Annotated in this window: 20 protein-coding genes and 1 other annotated feature; of the genes, 17 read left to right on the top strand and 3 right to left on the bottom strand. The window is 29.9% G+C overall.

Going from position 1 to position 22,367, the window contains the following annotated elements:
• The first annotated feature begins 59 nt into the window (after window positions 1-59).
• The 15 genes from NNC19_RS15550 (at window position 60) to NNC19_RS15480 (ending at window position 16,293) form a co-directional block, all read left to right on the top strand.
• A complete protein-coding gene (locus NNC19_RS15550) occupies window positions 60-908 on the top strand; it encodes a carbon-nitrogen hydrolase family protein (protein WP_310939587.1) in 849 nt (282 codons plus the stop codon).
• Window positions 909-1,610: 702 nt separating this feature from the next.
• Window positions 1,611-2,501 (top strand): hypothetical protein, encoded by an 891-nt coding sequence (locus NNC19_RS15545; RefSeq protein ID WP_310939586.1) that lies wholly within the window; start codon window positions 1,611-1,613, stop codon window positions 2,499-2,501.
• A complete protein-coding gene (locus NNC19_RS15540) occupies window positions 2,498-3,379 on the top strand; it encodes a hypothetical protein (protein ID WP_310939585.1) in 882 nt (293 codons plus the stop codon). Before NNC19_RS15545 ends, NNC19_RS15540 begins: the two co-directional genes overlap by 4 nt.
• Window positions 3,376-4,326, top strand: coding sequence for a peptidase U32 family protein (locus tag NNC19_RS15535; protein ID WP_310939584.1), 951 nt, complete (start codon window positions 3,376-3,378; stop codon window positions 4,324-4,326). Before NNC19_RS15540 ends, NNC19_RS15535 begins: the two co-directional genes overlap by 4 nt.
• 56 nt (window positions 4,327-4,382) lie before the next feature.
• A complete protein-coding gene (locus NNC19_RS15530) occupies window positions 4,383-5,339 on the top strand; it encodes a peptidase U32 family protein (RefSeq protein ID WP_310939583.1) in 957 nt (318 codons plus the stop codon).
• 13 nt (window positions 5,340-5,352) lie between these two features.
• Window positions 5,353-6,150, top strand: a complete 798-nt coding sequence (locus tag NNC19_RS15525; RefSeq protein WP_310939582.1) for a 2-amino-3,7-dideoxy-D-threo-hept-6-ulosonate synthase — start codon at window positions 5,353-5,355, stop codon at window positions 6,148-6,150.
• Entirely contained in the window at window positions 6,147-7,043 is an 897-nt protein-coding gene (locus NNC19_RS15520; RefSeq protein ID WP_310939581.1) for a hypothetical protein, read from the top strand. Before NNC19_RS15525 ends, NNC19_RS15520 begins: the two co-directional genes overlap by 4 nt.
• Window positions 7,044-7,055: 12 nt before the next feature.
• Window positions 7,056-7,997 carry a U32 family peptidase gene (locus NNC19_RS15515; protein ID WP_310939580.1) on the top strand — a complete coding sequence of 314 codons (942 nt, stop codon included), beginning with the start codon at window positions 7,056-7,058 and terminating at the stop codon, window positions 7,995-7,997.
• Window positions 7,998-8,008: 11 nt separating this feature from the next.
• Window positions 8,009-9,082, top strand: coding sequence for a hypothetical protein (locus tag NNC19_RS15510; protein WP_310939579.1), 1,074 nt, complete (start codon window positions 8,009-8,011; stop codon window positions 9,080-9,082).
• Window positions 9,083-9,228: 146 nt separating this feature from the next.
• Window positions 9,229-9,807: a PadR family transcriptional regulator gene (locus tag NNC19_RS15505; protein WP_310939578.1), complete on the top strand. Its 579-nt coding sequence runs from the start codon at window positions 9,229-9,231 to the stop codon at window positions 9,805-9,807.
• Between the two features lie 236 nt (window positions 9,808-10,043).
• On the top strand, window positions 10,044-11,027 hold the full coding sequence (locus tag NNC19_RS15500) for an ATP-binding cassette domain-containing protein (protein ID WP_310939577.1): 984 nt from the start codon (window positions 10,044-10,046) through the stop codon (window positions 11,025-11,027).
• A 2-nt stretch (window positions 11,028-11,029) separates the two neighbouring features.
• Window positions 11,030-11,821 (top strand): ABC transporter permease, encoded by a 792-nt coding sequence (locus NNC19_RS15495; RefSeq protein ID WP_310939576.1) that lies wholly within the window; start codon window positions 11,030-11,032, stop codon window positions 11,819-11,821.
• Between the two features lie 24 nt (window positions 11,822-11,845).
• Window positions 11,846-12,856, top strand: a complete 1,011-nt coding sequence (locus NNC19_RS15490) for a class I SAM-dependent methyltransferase (protein ID WP_310939575.1) — start codon at window positions 11,846-11,848, stop codon at window positions 12,854-12,856.
• Between the two features lie 968 nt (window positions 12,857-13,824).
• Window positions 13,825-15,429, top strand: coding sequence for an oleate hydratase (locus NNC19_RS15485; RefSeq protein ID WP_310939574.1), 1,605 nt, complete (start codon window positions 13,825-13,827; stop codon window positions 15,427-15,429).
• Between the two features lie 225 nt (window positions 15,430-15,654).
• Window positions 15,655-16,293: a hypothetical protein gene (locus NNC19_RS15480; protein WP_310939573.1), complete on the top strand. Its 639-nt coding sequence runs from the start codon at window positions 15,655-15,657 to the stop codon at window positions 16,291-16,293.
• A gap of 83 nt (window positions 16,294-16,376) precedes the next feature.
• Here NNC19_RS15480 and NNC19_RS23525 read toward each other — a convergent pair whose 3' ends face one another.
• The 3 genes from NNC19_RS23525 to asnB form a co-directional block, all read right to left on the bottom strand.
• On the bottom strand, window positions 16,377-17,012 hold the full coding sequence (locus NNC19_RS23525) for a substrate-binding domain-containing protein (RefSeq protein WP_396136442.1): 636 nt from the start codon (window positions 17,010-17,012) through the stop codon (window positions 16,377-16,379).
• An 18-nt stretch (window positions 17,013-17,030) separates the two neighbouring features.
• Window positions 17,031-17,423: a hypothetical protein gene (locus NNC19_RS23520; RefSeq protein ID WP_396136441.1), complete on the bottom strand. Its 393-nt coding sequence runs from the start codon at window positions 17,421-17,423 to the stop codon at window positions 17,031-17,033.
• A gap of 208 nt (window positions 17,424-17,631) precedes the next feature.
• Entirely contained in the window at window positions 17,632-19,221 is a 1,590-nt protein-coding gene (gene asnB, locus NNC19_RS15470) for an asparagine synthase B (protein WP_310939572.1), read from the bottom strand.
• A gap of 123 nt (window positions 19,222-19,344) precedes the next feature.
• Window positions 19,345-19,599: a binding site (T-box leader), on the bottom strand.
• A 387-nt stretch (window positions 19,600-19,986) separates the two neighbouring features.
• On the opposite strand from asnB, the gene NNC19_RS15465 reads away from it, so the two are divergent.
• The gene (locus NNC19_RS15465) at window positions 19,987-21,909 is read left to right on the top strand and encodes an OPT family oligopeptide transporter (protein ID WP_310939571.1); all 1,923 of its coding nucleotides are present in this window, start codon (window positions 19,987-19,989) and stop codon (window positions 21,907-21,909) included.
• On the top strand, window positions 21,896-22,249 hold the full coding sequence (locus NNC19_RS15460) for a PqqD family protein (protein ID WP_310939570.1): 354 nt from the start codon (window positions 21,896-21,898) through the stop codon (window positions 22,247-22,249). The genes NNC19_RS15465 and NNC19_RS15460 overlap by 14 nt, the downstream gene beginning before the upstream one ends.
• Window positions 22,250-22,367: the final 118 nt, after the last annotated feature.

The raw sequence follows: 22,367 nt of genomic DNA, 5'->3' as shown, positions 1-22,367 counted from the left end.
GAAATATAAAGTGCAAACTTTAATAATGTTTAATAGTAGTATAAAAAGGAGAAAAAGATATGAAAGATAATATTAAAATTGCAATGATTCAGATGAATATTCAATCAAATATTTTTGGAACAGAAATTAGGAAAGAAAATGTAAAGCATGCTTGCGAAAGAATGGAAGATATCCTAAAGAAAGAAAAGGATATGGATATCCTAATACTACCAGAAGAGTTTTATGCAGGAGCAGGATATGGTCCAATCAGCTTGCAAGATAGCATCGATAAGGTTAAAAACGATGTCTTTCAGGTATTCGGCGAGCTAGCTAAAAAATATAACGTATATATTGCAGGTGCACTTTCTGCAAAATTAGATCCTAATAGTTTTCGAGGAAACAATATTGGATTTCTAATAGGAAGAGATGGCTGCTTAGTTGGAATGCAGGAGCGTTTTCATTTAACAGAAAATGAAAAACCATTTTCCATACCAGCTACCAATTATGAAGTATTTGATTTAGACATTGGAAAGGTTAGCCTTGTAATCGGAGTAGATATTCTGTATCCAGAGATATCTAGGAACTTCATATTAAAAGGCGCAGAAATATTAATTAATCCAATTTTGGCACCAGGATATTTAAAAAATAATGAATATCCAAATAATTTATATAAATATTGTGCAATTACTAGAGCATTAGAGAATCAGGCCTTTGTTATTATGGTAAATGGTGTAGGACAGTTTGCACATGCAGATATGGCTATATTTGGAGAAAGTCTTGTAGCTGGACCAGTAGGAATCATTAAAAAAACAGAATTTGACGAATGCTGTGAAACTGCTGTACTTACGATTAAGGACAAAGTACTGTCAAATAAGAATATGGCTATTGTTGAACTAAGAAGTACAGAAGCTTGTATTATAAAAGAATAGATGATTGAAAAATTGAAAAGTGAAGACTGTGAACAAAATAAAAAATCATTAAATGATTACAATGTTTGTAGTATAAAAGGACCTTTTTAAAAGGTCCGATTCGAATGTAATTACAGAGTTGCAGGGGGATTGTGCCTAAGTTAGAATTGCAAAAAGTTTTCTATTAGTTCGCATGTATATAATATTATTTACAGTATCAGCTATAAATTTTAATATTACTGTTAGCTATAGTCACAGCATATTTTTATAATATTAGGTTGTTAATAATCAGGCAAATGTCTAAATTCTTTTTTGTTAATAGCTTCTACATAGAAATTTTGCTATTTATCTCAGATGCAGATGTCTATGATTATTTTCTTTAATTTTGGTTCTAATCCAGAAGTATCATAAACAAGTAGAGAATTTAAAGCTTTGTATTTATAGTAACTAGGAAGATTTTTGTTAAGGTTTTTACAAATATAAAATATTTTAGAAAACCAGTAGGTATTTTTTAAAAGGATAATTTAATTCTAAAACTTTACAATATAAATTTAATTGTTTAGATTTGCTAATTTCAACATAATGTTTGATTTCATTTTGTTATATTTTTAATCTGAAATAATATTTTGACACGATGGAGGAAAATATGAATATTTAACCTTAAAAGGTTAGATAAACGAATTGAGCAAGTGACTAATTATATAAGAATAAAAGGAGGCCATAATGTTTGAGAATATAGAATTAAGAACCTGCAGATTTGAAAAGGCAAAGGAATATACAGCCTATGCGATACAAGAAATTGGCATAGGTAGTGAAAGTTGCATTTATAAAATTCCAACCATTGAACAAATAAGAGAACTAACAGATATGACGGATAAAAAAATAAAAATTATTTTCCCATTTATAGCTCAAAAGTATTTACAGAAGGTAAAAGACTTATTGGATAAGATTATCGAAGAGAAGCTTCATTTGACAGTAGTATTAAATGACATCGGGTTAATAGCATATCTTAAAAAGATGAACAGCCCTGTTATAGATGTAATAGCAGGTAGGTTTTTTGACTGGTCCTATGAAATGGTGCCTTGGAATAATAATGTGCTTAGAGATGAATCAGTTTCTTGTGTAGATTTTTTGAAAAGAAGTAGATTGCATAACGACAGAAAATTAGATCTTTTAAAAAGCTTAAATGTCAAAGGAATTGAGTTAAATACAACAAGAAGTAACCTGGGTTCCTTAGAATATTTTGAACAAAAGGGTATGGAAACATATGGACATTACTATTTCAATACACTTGCTTTTACCAGAGCCTGTCCTTATAAAAGGTTGAATGAAAGCAGTGAATGTATAGAGAAATGTGACCAATATCAGAAGATTGTTTTTAATAATAAGTGGGTGGCAAGTACAAGCTTTGCTCCTGAAAAAAATAATTTTTCAGATGTTGATAGAGTAAAGGATATGTTTCCAAAAATCTATATAAAAGAGAATATGATGTTGCAAGAGAATAATATTAAAATAGAGAGTATGTCCAAATTTCATGGTGTAATTTTAGACGATGCTTTATTAGACATGGAAACAAGTGTTAGGAAAATGTTAAAGGAAGGAGTGGGATTATGAAGCTAGATTATAGAATATATGGCAACACAATAGATGATGAAATATTACAAAATAACCTTATTGATACTATTTCAATCGGTTCAGAAGGCTGTGTACATAAAGTACAATCAGAAGACATCATTTTGGATTGCAAAAGAAAAGCAAAGCAATATGGAAAAGCTTTCAAATTAGTGTTACCCAAAATTCCACAAAAGGATATGATGAGGATACTAAAATTAATTCATAAGCTCAGTAACAACGGCTTGGACTATTCCATCGTATTTAATGATTTTGGTCTACTATATGCCTGTAGAGAAGAAAATTTGTTACCTGAATACGCAACGATTGGTAGAGGTATTTCCCGTTCTTTTGAAGATTGCTTATGGTATGAACACATTTTGAGAGGTGAAGATGAAAAAAAGCGAGAAACATTAATTCAAAATAATATGTACGATAGCTACAAGTATGAAGAATTAAAGGAATTTAACATAAAAGGGATTGAGTGCAATATGCTTAAGCATCAGCTAGTGTCATATAATAATCTTCAGAAAATGGGCTATCAGGTTCACATTCACTACGGTTATGTTTCTGTTGCCTATTCAAGAGCATGTCAGACTGCAAAGTTCTATAAAAAAACAGTACCAAATTGCAAAGACCTATGTAATAAAGCCATTGATATTGAAATGCATCAGATATGGACACGAAATAAAAATCTAGATGCAAGTGAAGAAAAAATGGATGAAGCATTGAAAGCTGTCAATCCTAAGTTTCTACTGCTTGGAAATACATTACTTCGTAAAATGTACACCAATTTAGAGAAAGAGAACTTTAAGCAGGCTGAGAGCTGGATTTTTGATTCACGTTTTTGGAATGCAAAGGATTTAGAGGAGGTACTATGAATAAGCTATTGATTAAATCACCAGTAAATTCACTTGAAGCAGCAAGAATGCAGATTCAGGCAGGAGCAGATGAGATTTATTTAAGCTATATATCAGATGCAATCAAAAATCTATCATTTTCAGGGAGAGGAAAGGAATCCTATCACAAAATTCAAACACAAATGTCTTATTTGGAATTTATTCAAATTATTGAATTGGCACATAAGCATGGTGTAAAAGTGGATTTGGCAGCAAATGTACCTATGAGTGGTAATGATCCAGATGGAGGGCATACCTTTCATGATAACTATAGAAAATACGTAGAAGAAGCAATTGATGCAGGAATTGATGGAGTCATTGTTGGAGACATGGGAAACTTGCTACTTTTACAAGACTTAAGTGAAAGGGTAGAAATGACTGCGAGTGTATTCTGGGGAACATTAAACATTCCTCAAATTCAAATGCTGGAAAAATTAAAAATAAAAAAGGTCTGTTTACCCCATCATTTTTCCATTGAGGAAATGAAGAAGTTCGTAGAGCATACAAATATGAAAATTGAAGTATTCGGTCATTTCGGTTGTTCATTTATCGAATCAACCTGCAGTTTATATCACCATGCCAGTGAAAATATAGATTTTGGAATCCCATGCAGAGCAAAGTACAAAATAGCTGGTGTAAAAGACAAAGTAAATATATTAGATATGGGAGAAGATTGTTCCTTATGTAAATTGCCAGAAATTATAGATGCTGGAGTTTCCAGTATTAAAATAATCGGACGTGAATTAGATTATAAGCTTTCCTCAACCATAACCTATGTTTATCGATATGCAATTGATGAAATCAACAGTGGAAAAAATATAGAGCAGGTTTTAAAGGATTTAGAATCTAAAATTGATTTTTCTTTTTGGAAATCACATTTTTGTGAACCAGGAAGATGTAAGTTTAAAGATAACAGTTATTATATATAAATAAGATATTGCAAAGAAAATTAAGAATTCTAAAGCCTAGAAAATATAAGATATAAATGAAGGAGGTACGTAGTATGAAAGTTATGTCACCAGTTAGTTCGCTTAGTACTGCAAGAATGCAGATTTTAGCAGGGGCAGATGAAATTTATGTGGGCTTGGATTATGATACGTTTCAAAATGTTTCCTTTTCAGGAAGAGGAAGGTTTAATAATAAAGGGAAAAAGGTAAGTCCTTCTTTGGACGAGTTGAAAGAAATTGTTATCTTAGCTCATGATAATGGTGTAATTGTAAATTTTGCAGCAAATACCTCTCATATGTCTCAAAGTAAGGATGATACCATTGAAAGGGAATATCAAAGATATGTAAAGGCAGGACTTGAAGCAGGTGTTGATCAAATTATCGTCGGAGATATTGGGAATTTGTTGATATTGAATGAAATGAAGGTAAATAAGAAGATTGTAGCAAGTGTATTTTTAGCAACCTTTAATATAGAAACAATTCAATTTTGGAAGACACTTGGTGTAACCAGAGTTGTACTGCCTCATCATGTATTATTAGAAGAAATTAAAATGATAAAGGAAAATGTGGATATTGAAATTGAAATCTTTGCTGGCGTTGGCTGCTCTAATATCGATGGAAGTTGCTGTTTTTTACATAATTGCGGTGAAAATTGTGATTTAGGTATTCCATGTAAAGCTAGGTATCAGTTGGAGAATGGAATGAATTTAGCGGTCTTGGACTCTACACTTGATTGCTTACTGTGCAATCTGAAGGATTTATATGATCTTGGAATCGATGTTGTTAAAATCATAGGTAGAGATCAGGATATCGCATTTACTTCCGCTATGACCAAAATACACAAAGAGTTCATAGAGAAAATAAAAGATGGAAAAGCGGCAGATCAAAGTGAGATTCATAATTATCTAAAGCAAATCCCTTGGTGGACAGAGGAATTTTGTAAAAAGAATAAATGTAAATTTAAAAGTAATTATATTACTAAAAGTTTTATTTGAAAGGAGAAAAACATTGTTAAAGGATAAGAGATTAAAACGACTATTTAATAAGTCTGGGAGAATAACAGTTATTCCATTGGATCATGGATTTACATTAGGCCCAATAAAAGGTCTAAATAATTTTGAAAAAAATATAGAATGCTTGTTAAAGAATGTTGATTCTGTCATTTTACAAAAGGGAATGATCATGAACCATTATGAAATGCTTTGTGATAAAAACTTAGGTCTGATTATGCATTTGTCAGGAAATACAAGTTTAAGTCCTCAGACAAATCAAAAAATTTTAACAGGTACCGTAGAAGAAGCAATACAGTTAGGCTGTGATGCAGTCTCCATTCATGTCAATGTTGGTTCAAAATTTGATACAGAAATGTTTAAGGACTTTGCAGAAGTATCCAAGGAATGCTATCAGAATGGTATGCCTTTATTAGCTATGATGTATGCCAGAGGAAATAATATAGAATCGGAATGTGATTTAAAATATATCAAGCATATTGCGAGAGTAGCAGAAGAAATGGGAGCAGACATTGTTAAGGTAAACTATACTGGAAGTAAGGAAAGCTTTCATGAAGTAATAGATGGATGCAAGATACCAGTAATTATGGCAGGCGGAGATGTAGTGGATTTAAAGACACTTGCAACAAATGTGAATGATGCAATAGTAAGCGGAGCCAGGGGAGTTGCTATTGGACGAAATGTATTTCAGGCAAAGAATCCGGAAAAAGTATTATCTATTATTAATCAATTGGTTCATAATGGAACAAACATCGATAAGATGATATACAAAAGTTATTTGGAGGCATCAATATGAAAAAGGAAATAAGATTAACGAATTTGGACATGTTAGAAGAGGTATTGAATTTGGATGTTGATATTATTAGCATTGGGGATGAGTTTTGTCCATGGAGATTGTGTCACATCAAAAATTATATGGGAATCGTTAAAAAAATATTATCAAAAAACAAAAGAGTACGAATTAATACTTCATTTATTCCTTCAAAAGCGATGGAGCAGACACTTGTTATCATAAAGCAGTTAATGAGTCTATCTGATGACATAGAATTTGTAATGAATGATTATGGGATACTCAATTATTTAAAACAAAATGAAATGCTTCCCAAGAATGTAATTATTGGACAGATGTTAAATCATAGTCTAGAGGAATATTTGTGGTCAAATGAGGTTATTTCAGAGGAAGCCATGAAAGTAAGAGATAACTGGTTGCTTAGTAATTTCGCTAGTAAACACGTTTTGAATTATTTTAAGGATTATTACAATGTAAAAGGTATTATTATGAATTATCTTCCATATGGCCAAAAAAGTGCGGATATCATCAAGGAAAATGGAATTGAAATTAATTTTGTAGATAAGTACTATACAATGGCTGTAGCAAGAAAATGTCATAGTGCCTTGTATTATAATATGCAGCCCGGAGAAACATGCAGTGAACCGTGTCATAAAAAACTGATTATATCCTTAGAAAAAACATATACAATTGAGAACATGGATCAAAAATTTATCAGCCCCGAAACTGAAGTAAAAGAAAAGGTGGAGGGATGGATAGTTTATGGAAATGTAATTTATTATCCTTATCCTGAGAATGCACAATTGGATAAGATGAAGTATGCAGATGACACAATTGTTATTAATGAAAGATATTATGAAAATTTAGATGCGATTAAGAAAGCATTGAATGTATATTAAGGAGGAAAAATCATGAATATAATGTGCCCCGTAAATAGTGTACATGCGTTAAAAAGCTATATTGGTCTTGGGATAGAGGAGATATATGTAGGTGTTGATTGTGAGGAGTTTGGATTAAATAATGTTACATTCACTGGGAGAACTAAATTATTGTGCAATGGAGAGAATGCACAATTAAAGGATTTTAAAGAATTGAAAGAGGTAATAGAAATATGCCATGCAAATGGAATCCTTGTTAATTTTACTGCTAATGTTAGAAATCTGCCAGAAGAATTGACGCAGGAATATTTGAATTATGTTGATAAAGCAGTAAAAGCAGGTGTGGATACTATAATTGTAGGCTCTATTTTAGCATTGATTATATTAAAAGGCAGATATGATATTCCTGTTCATTCCAGCACATTTTTTTATCCTTTTAATAAGTACAATGTTGATTTTTTTCATGAACTTGGTGTAAAACGCATGATATTGCCAACTGCTTTATCCCTCGCAGAAATAAAAGAAATAACAGAATATATAAATAAGAAAAATTATGATATGGAAATTGAAGTTTTTGGACATTTTGGATGTACTAATATCAATGGAAGGTGCAACATATTTCATAATCCTCCATCCATATGTAGAGGAAAGTTCTTAGTAACAGATTCCAAAAATAATACACAGACGGATTGTAGTTTTCTGGATGCAGGTAAGGATTGTACCATATGCAGCATAATCGAACTAGAGAAACTTGGAATAAAATCGATTAAGATTATGGGAAGAGGGTTGCCGATTCCTTTAATCGGAACGTTAGTAAGTGTTTACAAAACGGCTACTACTATGGTAAAAGAAGGCTACAATACAAAAGAAATAAGGAAGGCGATAATAGAAAAGGCACCTTGGTGGCAAAATTCATATTGCAGAGATGAGCGCTGTATGTATAGAGAAACCCAAATATCAAATTATTATGTATAAAGGAGAATTGTATGTTTGTTCCAATACTTCCTATAAAATGTCTCATGTTTTCAGATGCGAGTCACTTAATAGCTTTTATCGAACATGACATCTATGATGCAGTTGAGGTTTTGAATTACAAAAAAAGTACATTAGGAAAAGGAATCGAAGTGATTCTTACTAGAAAAGATGGGACTCAAATTATTTTAGCCAACACTAATGAGATATATGAAAATAAACGTAAGGCAAAGAGAGAGGCATACCTAGCCGAGATAGACATGGAAACTAAGGAAAGTAATCACATTATTTTGGTTCACTTGACTTGTAGAACTGATTTTGTTCATGTGGAAATGGATTTTGAAAGCTTATTCCCTTTATCCAATATAAGGCAAGGGAAGATAGATCCTAAACGTCATAGCAAAGAAAGTATGCCTTTTATGTATTCAACAATGAATACAGTAGGAAAAAAGTGCGAAGTAATGATAGATGACAATAAAGTAAATGTTAAAATGTCAGAGGATGATATTTTAAAACAATTCAAGGGACTACAAGCCTATTATGCAGGAGAATTTTATTTGGGAATTCTTGTTCCTCAAATTGATGAATTGAATTTAGTACAGATTAGAGAGAAAGAATTTATTTATTCCATAGGTGATGACCTGATATCCTATCAAGTAAATGAGAACAAATGCACCATGAAATATTCAAGCTATGATAAGGAATGTCATTTTGAAATATCAAATTTTACTGGTGAGCAGACTATAAGTAGTTATAAGATGTATTGTAGAGATAGGATTATCATACAGATATTCTTTGAACCTCAGTTATATTCTATGATAGATGAATTTAATAAACAAATGATTATGCGAGTAGAAATTCCAGAACCTAAAGTTACTTATAATTGCCGTTTTCTTGTAAATACGAAAAAGATATTTGAGGATAATGAGAATATTTTTATTCAATCCGAATGTAGCATTGTTTATGAGGACGAGACTTGGGAAGAAAGCAGGAGAGAGCTTGTTGTTGAATCGGAATATAAAGTTGCAAAGAAAGATAATATAATCGAAAATTATAAATTGTGTAAATTTTACCTAAAAACCACTTGATTTTTTTATTACAATAGCGCTATACTAATAGAGTACTATACACTTATAGTACTTCATTAGTATAGCTTTATTGTTGCAAGAATTCCTTTATCCGTTTTAGTAACAATGAAAATAATGAGTATTATAAGAAATCAAAGGAGGAATTTATGATATCAAAAGCATCAGTACTTATTCTTGGGATATTAGAACAAAGAGCACTTAATCCCTATGAATTGATTAAAGTACTAAGAATATTCCATGTAAATGATTGGTTTAATATTGCAGATTCTACAGTTTATGCAACCATTAAGAAGCTATGCAAAGGGGGGTATCTTGAAGGAGAATTGTCAAAAAATGGAAATATGCCTGAAAAGACAGTTTATTCTGTCACAGAGAAAGGGCGAAAACAATTAGGGGAGCAATTGGTTAATGCACTATCTACTTTTTCTTATGATGTTTTAGAGTTTTCAGTAGCAGCACTTTTTTTTGATTTTTTTGAAAAAAAAGAAATTTTAAAATTATTAGAAGAACGATTAATATTTTTAGAAAAGTATGAATGTGGAATAGATAGCCAAATTAATTATTTAAAAAACGAGAATATTCCAATTTTATTTTTAGCAGATATAAAAAGAAACAAAAAAATTATTACATGTGAAAAAGAAGTAACCAAAGACTATATCGATGAAATAGCACATATGCAAGAATGGTCTAAAACTGCATTTAAAAATATTGAGATTGTTGAATAAGGGAAGAAAATATGTATTTGGATGCTTAGAGATAAGAGAAAATTGATATGTTTATTCCCCAAAGGAAGTGATTCACGAATATCATTTATCCGAATGTAAAGAACTGATTATGAAATCTAGAATTAAAATATCAGGAGGTTTTTGTGTTTCAACATATCAAGCACTCTTTGTGTGCTAGAAAAGAAAAATCACAATATGTTCTTTAAATAGTTTAAATAGGAGAGGTATGGTGTTATATGGATATAATTAAAATTGAAAAGTTAGTTAAACAATACGATGAATCAAAAAAAGCTCTTACAAACATTACCTTTGAGGTCAAAGAAGGGGAGTGCTTTGGTCTTCTAGGACCAAATGGTGCAGGTAAATCAACATTAATAAATATTTTAACAACTCTTATAAGAGAAACGTCTGGAGAATGTTATATTAATGGAATTAAAATTACTGAAAAACCTTTACTGGCGAGAATGCAATTTGGATTGGTATCACAAAATCTAATGGTCGATGATAAATTAACAGCGTGGCAGAACTTGTATTTAACTGCTCGATACTATCATATTGATAAAAATGAAATACCATCAAGGATCGACCAGGCTTTACAAATCGTAAATTTAAGTGAAGCTAAAGATAAATTAGTAGAAACCTTCTCAGGAGGCATGAAAAGAAGATTGGATATATCAGCAGCTTTGATTCACAATCCTAAGGTTCTGTTTCTGGATGAACCTACAGTAGGCTTGGATATTCAAACAAGAAGGGAAATCTGGAGATATATAAAACAACTTCAGAAGGAAAAAAAGACTAGTATATTTTTAACAACTCATTATATGGAAGAAGCGGATAAACTTTGCGACAGAATTGCAATACTTGATCATGGGTGCATAAAAGCGCTTGATACACCAAAGAATTTAAAGAAGAACTTAGAAGGCGAATTAATTATTTTAAAATCAAAGAAAAATTCAAAAAAACTAAAAGAAGTATTTGAAAAGAAGGAATATGTAAACAAGTGTAAGATTCAAGAGGACCAAGTAATATTGCAGGTACAAAATTGCGAAAAAGTTTTATTAGAGATATTACAAAGTATAAAGGAAGAAGAAACTGAAATTGACTTATTATCAACAAAACAACCTACATTAGACGATGTATATTTAGATATCACAGGAAATTCATTAGAAAGTAAAAATCAAGGGTATGTAATGAGAAATCATATGCATGGAAGGAGATAATCATGAAAAGATATTTTATTAGTGATATAATGAGTATTTACACAAAGGAAATGAAGGACTTTGCAAAAGATAAATCTATGATTTTTATGACAATTATGCAACCATTAATCTGGTTGATATTAATGGGAAGTGGTATGAGAGGTCTTACTGATAATATGCAATATGCAAATAATATATTAGATGGAGCTCCAAACTATTTAACCTTTTTAACGCCAGGTATTATGATAATGACAGCATTGTATGGCGGTTTGTATGGAGGAGTTACCTTATTAAGTGATATTCGCTTTGGTTATATCAATCGTTTATTAAGTTCTCCTATTTCCAGAGCATCAATCGTAATTGGAAAAATAATGGCTACTGTAGTGCAAACGGGAATGCAGATTATATTTGTAATATTATTTTCCTTGTTATTGGGAGTCAGGTACCAGGCGGGAATTTGGGGAATTTTAATTATTATAATTATTGCTTCCTTTTTTTGTATCATCATGGCATCTATATCACTAATTTTATCAACAATTTTTAAAACACATAATGCAATTTATTCTTTAGTTAGCTTTATTACATTACCACTTATGTTTACAAGTAATGCAATGTTTCCTAATAGTAGCATGCCAGAATGGCTGAATGTAATAACTTATATAAATCCAATCACCTATGCGGTAAAACCAATTCGAGAACTAATTGTATCACAAAATATAATCAGCAATTTTTGGATTAATAGTGGTATCGTGTTTGTATTAGCGTGCATATTTATGGGATTTACAATTAAAAGATTCCATGCTAAATTTATATAATTTTCAATAGTAGGAGGTGTACAAATGGCTCAAAATGGACCAGAAATGATTTTAAAGTTTATGGGTGCATATATGCATTCTAAGATATTATTAGTAGCAGCGAAATTAAAAGTATTTAATCATTTTGGAAATAATAAATTAACGGTGAAAGAAGCGGCAGACGCTTTAGAGATGAAAGAAAGTTATTGCAGTTTTCTGTTGAATGCATTATATAAAATGAAGTTTTTAGAAAGATTGAAAAATGAGGATGGTACAATAGTGTATTTTAATAGCACTGTATCAAAGGAATTTTTATGTGAGGATAGTATCAACTATTTTGGAGATTTGCTTATTTTTCAAGAAAATGAATGGGATTCTTGGAGTAAATTATACAATACCTTCATTAGTGGGGAACCAAAAGCACTAGATTCGGAAGATATGTCATCAGAAGAATTGCAAATTTATATGAAAGGTATGAATCAGATTGGAAGGTTTACAGGAAAAGCAGTTGCTGCATCCATAAATCTGCAAAACTGTCATTCAATTTTGGATTTAGGATGTGGCTCTGGAATATTTAGTATTAATTTTAAGAAGAGAAATAAAAATTTAAAATGTACATTAATTGATCGTGAAGAAGTGATAGAAATTGCAAGAAAGAATTTTCAAAAAGAGAATATGGATGAAACAGACTTTACTTTTTTAAAAGGTAATTATTTGATGTATCCTTTTGTCAATAAATATGATTGTGTATTTATTTCCCATAATATACATGAATATTCTAGTGAGGTAACATTAAATCTCTTTCAAAACATATATCAATTACTCAATGATGGCGGAATGTTAATCATACATGACTATATTTCAACAGAGTCATCGATTTTCCCAGATTTATTTTCAATAGGGATGCTGATGCAAAAACAGGATGCTCATTGCTATTCTTATAAAGAATTGTTAAGTATGTTAGAAGTTACTCAATTCAGTGAGGTAAAATTAGTTTCTATGGGAAATGATATACCATCATCTTTAGTCATTGCCAAAAAGCAAATTGTAGAATAGCATTTTAAACGGTATTTAAAAGTAATAAATAAAGGACAAACATTATTTAAATGACTAAATTATAGTCAAAGTATTTAATGTCTGTCCTTTTTACGTTATTATTTTTTATAAAAAATTGTAACTATTCAACTATTGCCAAAATAAATTAATTGGTTCAACATCTTATATAGCTAATTCTTATTTGTAAAATTACATAAAAAGTTTTTAGTTTTCCTAATTTAATGGTTGAGAGAAAATCAACTAAAAATAGTCGCTTTATCAAGTATTTTTCAAATAGTTTGAGACAGTATTTCATAATCATTGAGAAATTCTTTTAAGTATTAAGATCCATACAAAGTTAGTGTTCTACTACATTTAAATGTTTTGTCTCAAACTTTATGAAAAAAGTCTCAAACTTTGTGAAAATCCACAATGGAGCACAGAGGATGTAAACATTATTGAATTTGTATTACATAAAAGTATAAAGATAAGGAGTAGATATATATTTTGTCTAAAACTTATTTTATAACTACAGAAAAATAATAAAGTTAATATCATGAAATATAAAGGGATTGTTTTGGATAATAATACCAAAAAATAATGAATAGTTTATGACGTATTGAAAGAATTCGACTTCAATTATTTTAAATGTTCATTAATAATTAAAAAAATTTACAATGATAATTTCGAAAAAAGTAAAATAATGACTTAAAAGTATGATGTTTCAGAAATAAGAATTATAAAATTATTATTAAAAATATTATATAAAGATAGCAATAAGCAAGAGTGTATAGTTTTTTAATATTCTGATTATTTGGAGAATTAATAATTGATAGATATACATTTTATGACTAATAGTCATATTTAATAGTTTGTTAATAGTTTGTATGCACATAGAATTCTTTTTAATGATATATTTATCTCATCCAACTTACATAGATAATTGATATTTATATAAGTTATTTTTATAAATTAAGGAGGATTTCAAAATGAGTAAAAAGTATAAAGTAAATGAAAAGACTAAAATATATTGTGTGGGCGGTGGACTTGCTTCCATGGCAGGAGCACTATTTTTAATTAGAGACGCAGGGGTAAAGGGAGAAGACATTACAGTTTTAGAACAACTTAATATTGATGGTGGTAGTTGTGATGGATCTGGAAATTCTGAAGATGGATATATGATAAGAGGAGGTAGAATGATCAATTACGAACATTATACTGCTATATTAGATATGTTAAATTCAGTACCATCTTTAACTGATCCGCACACAACTGTTAGAGATGAAATATATAAATTTAGTAATGAAACAAAAACATGTTCGAATGCACGTTTAATTGGAAAAGATCATGATATATTAGATGTAAGTTCATTAGGATTTGATAATAATGATAGAGCTGCAATGGTAAAATTAATGCTTGCAGATGAGGATAAACTTGCACCAGTTAGAATAGACCAATTATTCTCACCACATTTCTTTGAAACAAACTTCTGGTATATGTGGGCAACAACATTTGCATTCCAACCTTGGCATAGTGCTTTTGAATTTAAAAGATATGCACATGCTTTTATAAATGAAATGCCTCGTATAAATACATTGGCAGGTGTTCATAGAACTCCTTACAATCAATATGATTCAATTATTTTGCCAATGCAAGAACACCTTAAAAAGTTAGGGGTAAAATTTGAACGTGGATGTAAAGTAGTTGACATAGACTTTAAAGAAGAAAATGGAGAAATGACTGCTAAAGTAATTCATATGATTAGAAACAATAAAGAAGAAGTTATCAATGTAAATGATAATGATCTTGTATTTGTTACAAATGGTACTATGACTGAAAATGCAACTATTGGTACTATGGACAAGCCTGCTGCAGCTCCAACAAAAGAAGGAAATGGTTGTTGGGCTCTATGGGAAAAGTTGGCTGCTAAAACACCTGAGTTTGGAAATCCTACTCCATTCTGCAATAACATTCCAGAATCAGTATGGCAATCATTCACAGTAACTTTGAAGGATAAGAAATTCTTAAAGAAATATGTTGAATACTCAAGCAATAAACCTGGAACAGGTGCATTAATGACATTTAAAGATTCAGGATGGTTCATGAGTATAGTAGTTCCAAAACAACCTCATTATATAAATCAACCAGAGGATGTTGAAGTATTCTGGGGATATGCACTTCATCCAGAAAAGCCAGGAGATTATATTAAAAAACCAATGCTTGAATGTACTGGTGAAGAAATATTTAAGGAATTATGCTATCAATTAGGATGGATTGATGAAGTAGATGAGTTCCTTAAAACAACAATATGTTTACCATGTATAATGCCATATATTACTGCTCATTTTATGACTCGTAATAAGACAGATCGTCCATTAGTTATTCCAAAATGCTCAACTAATTTAGCATTTATAGGACAATATGCAGAATTACCTGATGTTGTATCATTTACTATAGAGATGTCTGTTCGTACAGTTCAAGAAGCTGTTTACACATTCTATGATTTACATGATACTAAAGTTATTCCAAAGTTCTACAAAGGAGAAACAGATTTAAGAGTTCTTCTAGGTGCTGCAGCAGCAATGATGAGCTAAATTTATACTGATTTACAAAAAGAAGATTCAAAAATGAGTCTTCTTTTTTATGTTGGCGGATTTTACATGTTTTTATATAAAGTTTACATAATTGTGACATCAATTTATAATTTTGTGAACATTTTTTGGTAATATTGGGTAAGAGGGAAGTAAGCTTACTGAATTAAAAAAGATTTTATTATTATAATCTATAAAGTATATAAATAAAAGAAAGAAGGAAAAGAAATGAATATAAAAAAATGTATAGCAGGATTATGTGTCTTAGGAGGAATGCTTTTTTCAATGAGTCCAACTACTGCACATGCAGATTCACCAATAACATCAACTAACTTTTATCAAGCTTATTCAGATGTTCAAATTGTAGAAAAAGCTAGAGAAAAAGGAGTCTTAGATGAAGAAATAGCTAATTATTTACACTCAAGTGAAAATCCTATTGATGTGAAGGCAGCTGTTATTAATGCATTAGGTTGGAGATATGAGGGAAAACATAATGCAGAAGACTATCTTAAGTTATTCTATTCAGATAGCATGAATAACTTGGATTTGGATTCAATTGATAGTGATGAACTTTTTTGTATAGGATATATGATGGCTTTAGATGACTATTTTAATGTTGAGAGAGCATTACCATTCATGGAAAAAGCTTATGAAAAAAATAATACTAGTTTTACAGTTTCAATGATTAGAAATATTGTGAAAGAACAGTCAGAAATGAGTAGTGGGCATTGGGGAAATGTTTGGGCTAATACAAAGAAGGTATTAGATGATAAAACACTTACAAGAGATATGAAACAAGGAGCAATAGATATTATAGTAGACTATATGAAACTATATGAGAAAATTCCAGCAGAGATGGCAAGTTAATAATCGTTTTTAATTATTAATTTGAAAATTATATGAAAAAGTAAAAGGGTGTCTTTGGGACATCCTTTTATTAAAATGATAAATTATTGTTTTACATACTTATAATAAGGGATTTTTATAGTCATTCCCGTTTCATCAAATTTTAAATTTGTTCCATCAAGGCTATATTTACCGGAAACAAGATTCATTCCTACATTATAAATTGCATTTGCTTGAGCAGTGAGGTCTTCAATAACAGTACCTGCCATAATTCCTTGATCAATTAATTCTTTAGCTTTACCTAGTCCACCAATACCTACAATAGGAATATATTTCAATTTGTCATTTTTATTAAATCCATATTTCTGAAGTGCTTCAATAGCACCTATAGCCATTTCATCATTGTTTGATATTATTGCTTCAATTTTATTACCAAGAGTTATAAAAGAAGTTTCAATATTGATTTTTGCACATTCCTTATTCCAATTGCATACAGTTGATGAAAGTTCGTTAGTTTTTATGCCTTCAGAATTAATAGATTTGATAGAATTTTTGCTTCTCAAAATAGTTGATGCATTGTTTAGTGAACCTTGTAACATAGAATATTGTAATATATTATCTTTATTTCTATCAATAGTTGCAGTATTAGATTTCCATATATCTGCTAGAATTTTTCCTTGTAAAGAGCCAGCTTGTTCAGCATCTCCAGTTACAATAACAGCTCTAGGAGCAGATTTAATAATTTTTATTAATGATGGTTATGAAGATAGATATAGAATTAATGGAATATTTTTATGTATTATTTTATTAAGTGTATCTTCAATTTCTTCTTTTTTAGTGGTAACTGGATTAACTACAAAAAAATCATATTTATCACTAATTGCTATGTCAATATTTTCATTCTCAATAAGTTGATTACCTTTTGAATCAAAAAAAGTAAATTCAACTTTATTTTCATGTTCCCTCTGAACATTTTCTAAAGCTTTTTTTGCATCATCAATAAATAAATCGTTAAAGTTATTTAAGAAAACAGCAGCTTTAATTGGAGTCGTAGCATTTAGAGTTGGACTAGCATAAGTAGTATTTTCAATAGATTGCAATAAGAATATAGAAACTATAATAAGTGATAGTGATTTTTTTAAAATATTCATTTTAGCCCTCCATAATGTGTGATGAGTTATAATATTTATTATTAGGTTGGCTTTTTAAAGTTATACATATAAAATTAGTATTTTTATAAATAAGAAGACAAGTTAACTTAGAAAGTTTTTAAATCACCTTGTCTTCTTTAAATACTATGTCTATCTGATAGTTTTATTCCAATGATTGAGTATAAAAAATCAATTTATGATTTCTTTATTATAATCCACTGGCACCATAATTTGATAATACTCTAGCGCTAGGATCATCTACAGCACAGCCTTCCCACTCTTTGTTTGGCATCCAGAAGTCAACTATCATTTCAGCTTGTCCTGGATAGTGCTTTTCGAAAATTTCTCTATATAATAATGACTCTTTTGTAAATGGCTTAGAGTGATATCTATATTCTTCACATTGTTTTTGGAATTTATCATCATTATAATATGTTTCTGCATATTCCTTTAAATAGTCTACCATTGAATGTCCTACAGCATCACTAAAGGCTGCTTTTTCACGGTATAGAATATTATGAGGAAGATAGTCTCCTTCAAAAGAATGTCTTAAAAGATATTTTCCCATGTTGTATTTGTTTAATTTTTTTTCAGGGTCAATAGCCATAACATACTTTACAAAATCTAAATCACCAAAAGGGACTCTTGCTTCTAAAGAGTTAGAACTTATGCAACGATCTGCACGAAGTACATCATACATAAAGAGTTCTCTAATTCTTTTTTGAGATTCTTTTTGGAATTCAATTGAATTTGGAGCAAAATCAGTGTATTTATAACCAAACAATTCGTCAGAAATTTCACCAGTTAGAAGAACTCTAACATCAGAAATTTCATGAATTTTTTTGCAAATTAAATACATTCCAATGCTAGCTCTTATTGTTGTTATATCATATGTACCAAGAAGTTTAATAACTTCATCAAGTGATTCAAGAACTTCTTCTTTAGTCATATAAACAACTGTATGATCACTATGAATATAATCTGCAACTTCCTTTGCATATTTTAAATCAATTGCATCTTCAGTCATACCTATGGCAAAGGTTCTAATTGGTTTGTTAGGATATAGTTTTTGAGCAATTGAGCATACTAATGAACTATCTAATCCACCACTTAGCAAGAAACCTACAGGAGCATCAGCATCCATACGTTTTTCTATAGCAGTTACTAATTTATCATGAATGTTATTACAAATAACATCTAAATCATCTTTGTAATAGTCACCATCTACTGTTGTAATATCACAGTAACATGTAAACTTGCCATCAGCATAATAATGTCCTGGTGGAAATGGCATGATTTTCTTCGCAAGGCCAACTAAATTTTTTGCTTCGCTAGCAAATATAATTTTTCCTGTTTCAGAATATCCATAAAATAGAGGACGAATTCCAATTGGATCTCTTGCTGCAATAAAACTATTCTTTTTTCCATCATATATAACAGTTGCATATTCTGCATCTAATTTTGAAAACATATCTAGTCCATATTCATAGTACATTGGAAGTAATACTTCACAATCACTATCAGAAATAAACTTATGACCTTTAGCTGTTAGTTCATCTTTGATTTTACGGAAACCATAAATTTCACCATTACATATTGAAGCGTCTGTCTTTCTTGTGAATGGTTGCATTCCACTAAAACTTAAATCCATAATAGAAAGCCTTTGAAAACCTAAGATACCAGATGGTAAAGTAAGTATTTCAGTCATATCTGGACCTCTAGATTCAGTTCTTTGTAATGCCTCTGCAAATAATTCATGTTTCATGTCTGTTCCTGTATAACACATAATTGTACACATATTAATATTCCTCCTAAAATTTAAAATGTTAAAAAGTATAAATAAACTTTTAAGTATAATTATTCAAATATTTGTCTTAAGTATTAATTTTCTAGAAAATAAAAAAAGCCTTTCATCCTATATAAATAGGACGAAAGACGTATACTTCCGCGGTACCACCTAAATTAGCTTAAAGCTCTCTCTAATCAATACGGAATTTAGATAAAAATTCGATACTGTCCAAGTTTTAACGGTTTGGCTCCGTCCAAGACTACTCTTAAAAAATTTCGTTTGGAAGCTCCAGGATGTTCTTCGTTACTAGCTTCGTATCAGTCTCTCACCATCACTGATTCGCTTTGACTACTTCATAATAATTACTCTTCCCATCATAGCTTTTGCATTGAGTTTTTAAATTTAACTTTGAATTCATTTTACTTGCTATTTGGTAATGAGTCAATAGATTTATTGAAAAATTTTTAAAATTAAATTCATTTTATTAAAAATCAAATAAATAAAAAACTTTATAAACTGTGAAAATGGTAGAGTTTAAAGAAAGTGTTTCTAAAATAATAAGATTTGAGAAAATTGAAATATAATATTTATATTACTTTTTAAAAATTCAATAATAAAATAGATGAAAAATTATTAAATTGAATGCAAGTTGAAAATCTATATAGTATTTTTGTTAAAATGCTTACAAGTCAGTGGTGAAAGGGGTTAAAAAGATATTATTATAGCAAAATTGTGTTATAATTATGAGGAAAAACATAAAAGGAGGAACATCTTATGGATAAAAAATTATCTAAAGATGCATATGGGGGAGTAGTTGGTAAAAATTATGTCCCATACGTTTCTAGTGGATCAAAATCGGGTGGAAACGTTGCAGTATTGATAATTGGTATTATTTTAGCTATTTTATTTGCAGCATCAACTGCATATTCAGGCATGAAATCTGGACTTACAGTTGCTGCTGGTATACCTGGATCTATAATAGGATCCGCATTCATAGCTGCATTTTCTAAATCAAAAGGTATACTTGGTAAAAATTTAGTACAAGGTATGGCAAGTGGAGGAGAATCAGTTGCTAGTGGAGTAATATTTGTATTACCAGCAATTCTTTTAATAGGATCTAAAGTTACATTCTTAGAAGGTTTTCTTGTTGGGTCAGCTGGGGTTTTATTTGGAATTGGAATAGCTTCACTTGTTTACAATTACTTAATTATTGAAGAACATGGTAAATTAATGTATCCTGAATCAATGGCTATATCTGAAACTCTTGTAGCTTCAGAAGGTGCTGGAGAATCAATGAAATTCATGGGAGTTGGATTTGCAATAGGAGGAGTTATAACAGTTATAACAAGTTCATTTTTGAATTTAGCTAATAATGTTATAAGTTATGTAAATGAAACTTTCTATAAGTGGAAATTTGAGGTTGAAGTTAATCCTTTATTATTAGGTATAGGATTTATAGTTGGACTAGATGTTTCCTTAACTATGTTTGCAGGATCAATATTATCTAACTTTGCTATTATGCCTTTAATAGGGTATTTTTCTGATCTTGGAGGAGATGGTTCAACTGTATGGAATAATCCAAATGTTGCAATAAATGCAATGCAAGTAACACATATAGCAGGAAGTTATGTAAAATATATTGGTGCAGGTATGATGCTTTCAGGTGGATTAATAGGTGCTATAAAACTTATACCAACTATAATATCTTCCATAAAAGAAACTCTTAATGCTAAGTCTTCAAATAATAGTAATGGATCATCTGTTGAAAATATAATATTACTTGGTGGAATTGTACTAGGGTTTATAGGAGGCTTTTTAGCATCTGGTGGAAATATAGTAATGGCAATACTTGGATCTATTTTATCGTTATTCCTATCATTGCTATTTGTTATAGTTTCTGGTCGTTTAACTGGTACTATAGGAACTTCAAATCTTCCTGTATCAGGTATGACTATAGCTTCTATAGTTATTGTGACATTATTATTTGTAGTTATGGGATGGAAAAATCCTGAAAGTAATAAATCATTGCTTCTATTTGGTACATTTATAGTTACTGCTATATCTATAGCAGGGGGATATTCACAGTCACAAAAGGTTACTTTTATAGTAGGTGGTGACAAAAATGAAATGGAAAAATATTTTGCTATAGCTGGAGTTCTTGGTGTTGCAGTAGTAGTAGGAACTATATTATTACTTTCAAATCAACTTTCTATGACTGGTGATAATGTTCCATTTGCATTGCCTCAAGCTAACTTAATGTCAACATTAACAGCAGGTATAATGTCAGGTAAATTACCTTGGGTTATGGTTATTGTTGGTGCTGTTATGGGATTTGTTATGTTTTTATTAAATCTTCCTATAATGACAATTGCTATAGGGTTTTATTTACCAATAGCAACAAGTTCTATAATATTAGTAGGAGCATTAGTTCGTGTATTTATTGAAAAAACCTCTAAATCTGATAAAGAAAAGGACACAAAAGTTGCAAATGGTATAAGCTTATCTTCAGGGCTTGTTGCTGGAGGATCTATAATAGGACTTATAGGAATAATATTCCAGGTAACAGGTATTATAAAAGGAGCTGGACCAAGTGGATTTGCATCAACTAATGGAATGGCAATTATAATATTAGCAGTTTTAGTAATAGCAACTATAATACCTATATATATAAGTAAGGTGAAAAATGCTAAAAAATAATGAAGATGTTTTAAATATAGTCTATAACATAACTAATCATTTACAATATGAAGTAGATAAAGATAATATTGTGACTATACTTGAAAAACAAGATCATAAGATACAAAGATTTTTTAGAAAAATTAGATTTAAAATTCCAGAGTATAAAAAAATTACTTTAGATGAATATGGAAGTTTTGTGTTTTTGCAAATAGATGGTAAGAGAAATGTAAAAGATATTGGAGAACGTCTTGAAGTAAGGTTTGGTAATGAAATTCAACCACTTTATGAAAGATTATTGGTATACTTAAATCATATTGATGTTAATTGTAATTACATAGAGAAAAGTAACTTTTCATAAATAAAATGGAATTATACTTAAATTTACATATAGACAATAATAAAGGAGGTGTTGCAAAATGATTTTTCAAATCATTTCAAGCAACACCCTCTTTTTATATATTTTAAATAAACAGAGT

Source organism: Clostridium sp. SHJSY1 (genome assembly GCF_031626875.1).
Classification (GTDB): Bacteria; Bacillota; Clostridia; order Clostridiales; family Clostridiaceae; genus Clostridium.
The sequence above is the reverse complement of the archived record's forward strand: the minus strand, read 5'-3'. Positions and strand labels throughout refer to the sequence as shown.

What these genes read in the sequence shown, in the direction of transcription:
- NNC19_RS15505 (WP_310939578.1), top strand. Translation starts at nt 9,229, where the DNA reads ATGATATCAAAAGCATCAGTACTTATTCTTGGGATATTAGAACAAAGA.
- NNC19_RS15515 (WP_310939580.1), top strand. Translation starts at nt 7,056, where the DNA reads ATGAATATAATGTGCCCCGTAAATAGTGTACATGCGTTAAAAAGCTAT.
- NNC19_RS15530 (WP_310939583.1), top strand. Translation starts at nt 4,383, where the DNA reads ATGAAGGAGGTACGTAGTATGAAAGTTATGTCACCAGTTAGTTCGCTT.
- NNC19_RS15500 (WP_310939577.1), top strand. Translation starts at nt 10,044, where the DNA reads ATGGATATAATTAAAATTGAAAAGTTAGTTAAACAATACGATGAATCA.
- NNC19_RS15520 (WP_310939581.1), top strand. Translation starts at nt 6,147, where the DNA reads ATGAAAAAGGAAATAAGATTAACGAATTTGGACATGTTAGAAGAGGTA.
- NNC19_RS15535 (WP_310939584.1), top strand. Translation starts at nt 3,376, where the DNA reads ATGAATAAGCTATTGATTAAATCACCAGTAAATTCACTTGAAGCAGCA.
- NNC19_RS15485 (WP_310939574.1), top strand. Translation starts at nt 13,825, where the DNA reads ATGAGTAAAAAGTATAAAGTAAATGAAAAGACTAAAATATATTGTGTG.
- NNC19_RS15490 (WP_310939575.1), top strand. Translation starts at nt 11,846, where the DNA reads ATGGCTCAAAATGGACCAGAAATGATTTTAAAGTTTATGGGTGCATAT.
- NNC19_RS15540 (WP_310939585.1), top strand. Translation starts at nt 2,498, where the DNA reads ATGAAGCTAGATTATAGAATATATGGCAACACAATAGATGATGAAATA.
- NNC19_RS15550 (WP_310939587.1), top strand. Translation starts at nt 60, where the DNA reads ATGAAAGATAATATTAAAATTGCAATGATTCAGATGAATATTCAATCA.
- NNC19_RS15495 (WP_310939576.1), top strand. Translation starts at nt 11,030, where the DNA reads ATGAAAAGATATTTTATTAGTGATATAATGAGTATTTACACAAAGGAA.
- NNC19_RS15480 (WP_310939573.1), top strand. Translation starts at nt 15,655, where the DNA reads ATGAATATAAAAAAATGTATAGCAGGATTATGTGTCTTAGGAGGAATG.
- NNC19_RS23520 (WP_396136441.1), bottom strand. Translation starts at nt 17,423, where the DNA reads ATGAATATTTTAAAAAAATCACTATCACTTATTATAGTTTCTATATTC.
- NNC19_RS15545 (WP_310939586.1), top strand. Translation starts at nt 1,611, where the DNA reads ATGTTTGAGAATATAGAATTAAGAACCTGCAGATTTGAAAAGGCAAAG.
- NNC19_RS15460 (WP_310939570.1), top strand. Translation starts at nt 21,896, where the DNA reads ATGCTAAAAAATAATGAAGATGTTTTAAATATAGTCTATAACATAACT.
- NNC19_RS15465 (WP_310939571.1), top strand. Translation starts at nt 19,987, where the DNA reads ATGGATAAAAAATTATCTAAAGATGCATATGGGGGAGTAGTTGGTAAA.
- asnB (WP_310939572.1), bottom strand. Translation starts at nt 19,221, where the DNA reads ATGTGTACAATTATGTGTTATACAGGAACAGACATGAAACATGAATTA.
- NNC19_RS15510 (WP_310939579.1), top strand. Translation starts at nt 8,009, where the DNA reads ATGTTTGTTCCAATACTTCCTATAAAATGTCTCATGTTTTCAGATGCG.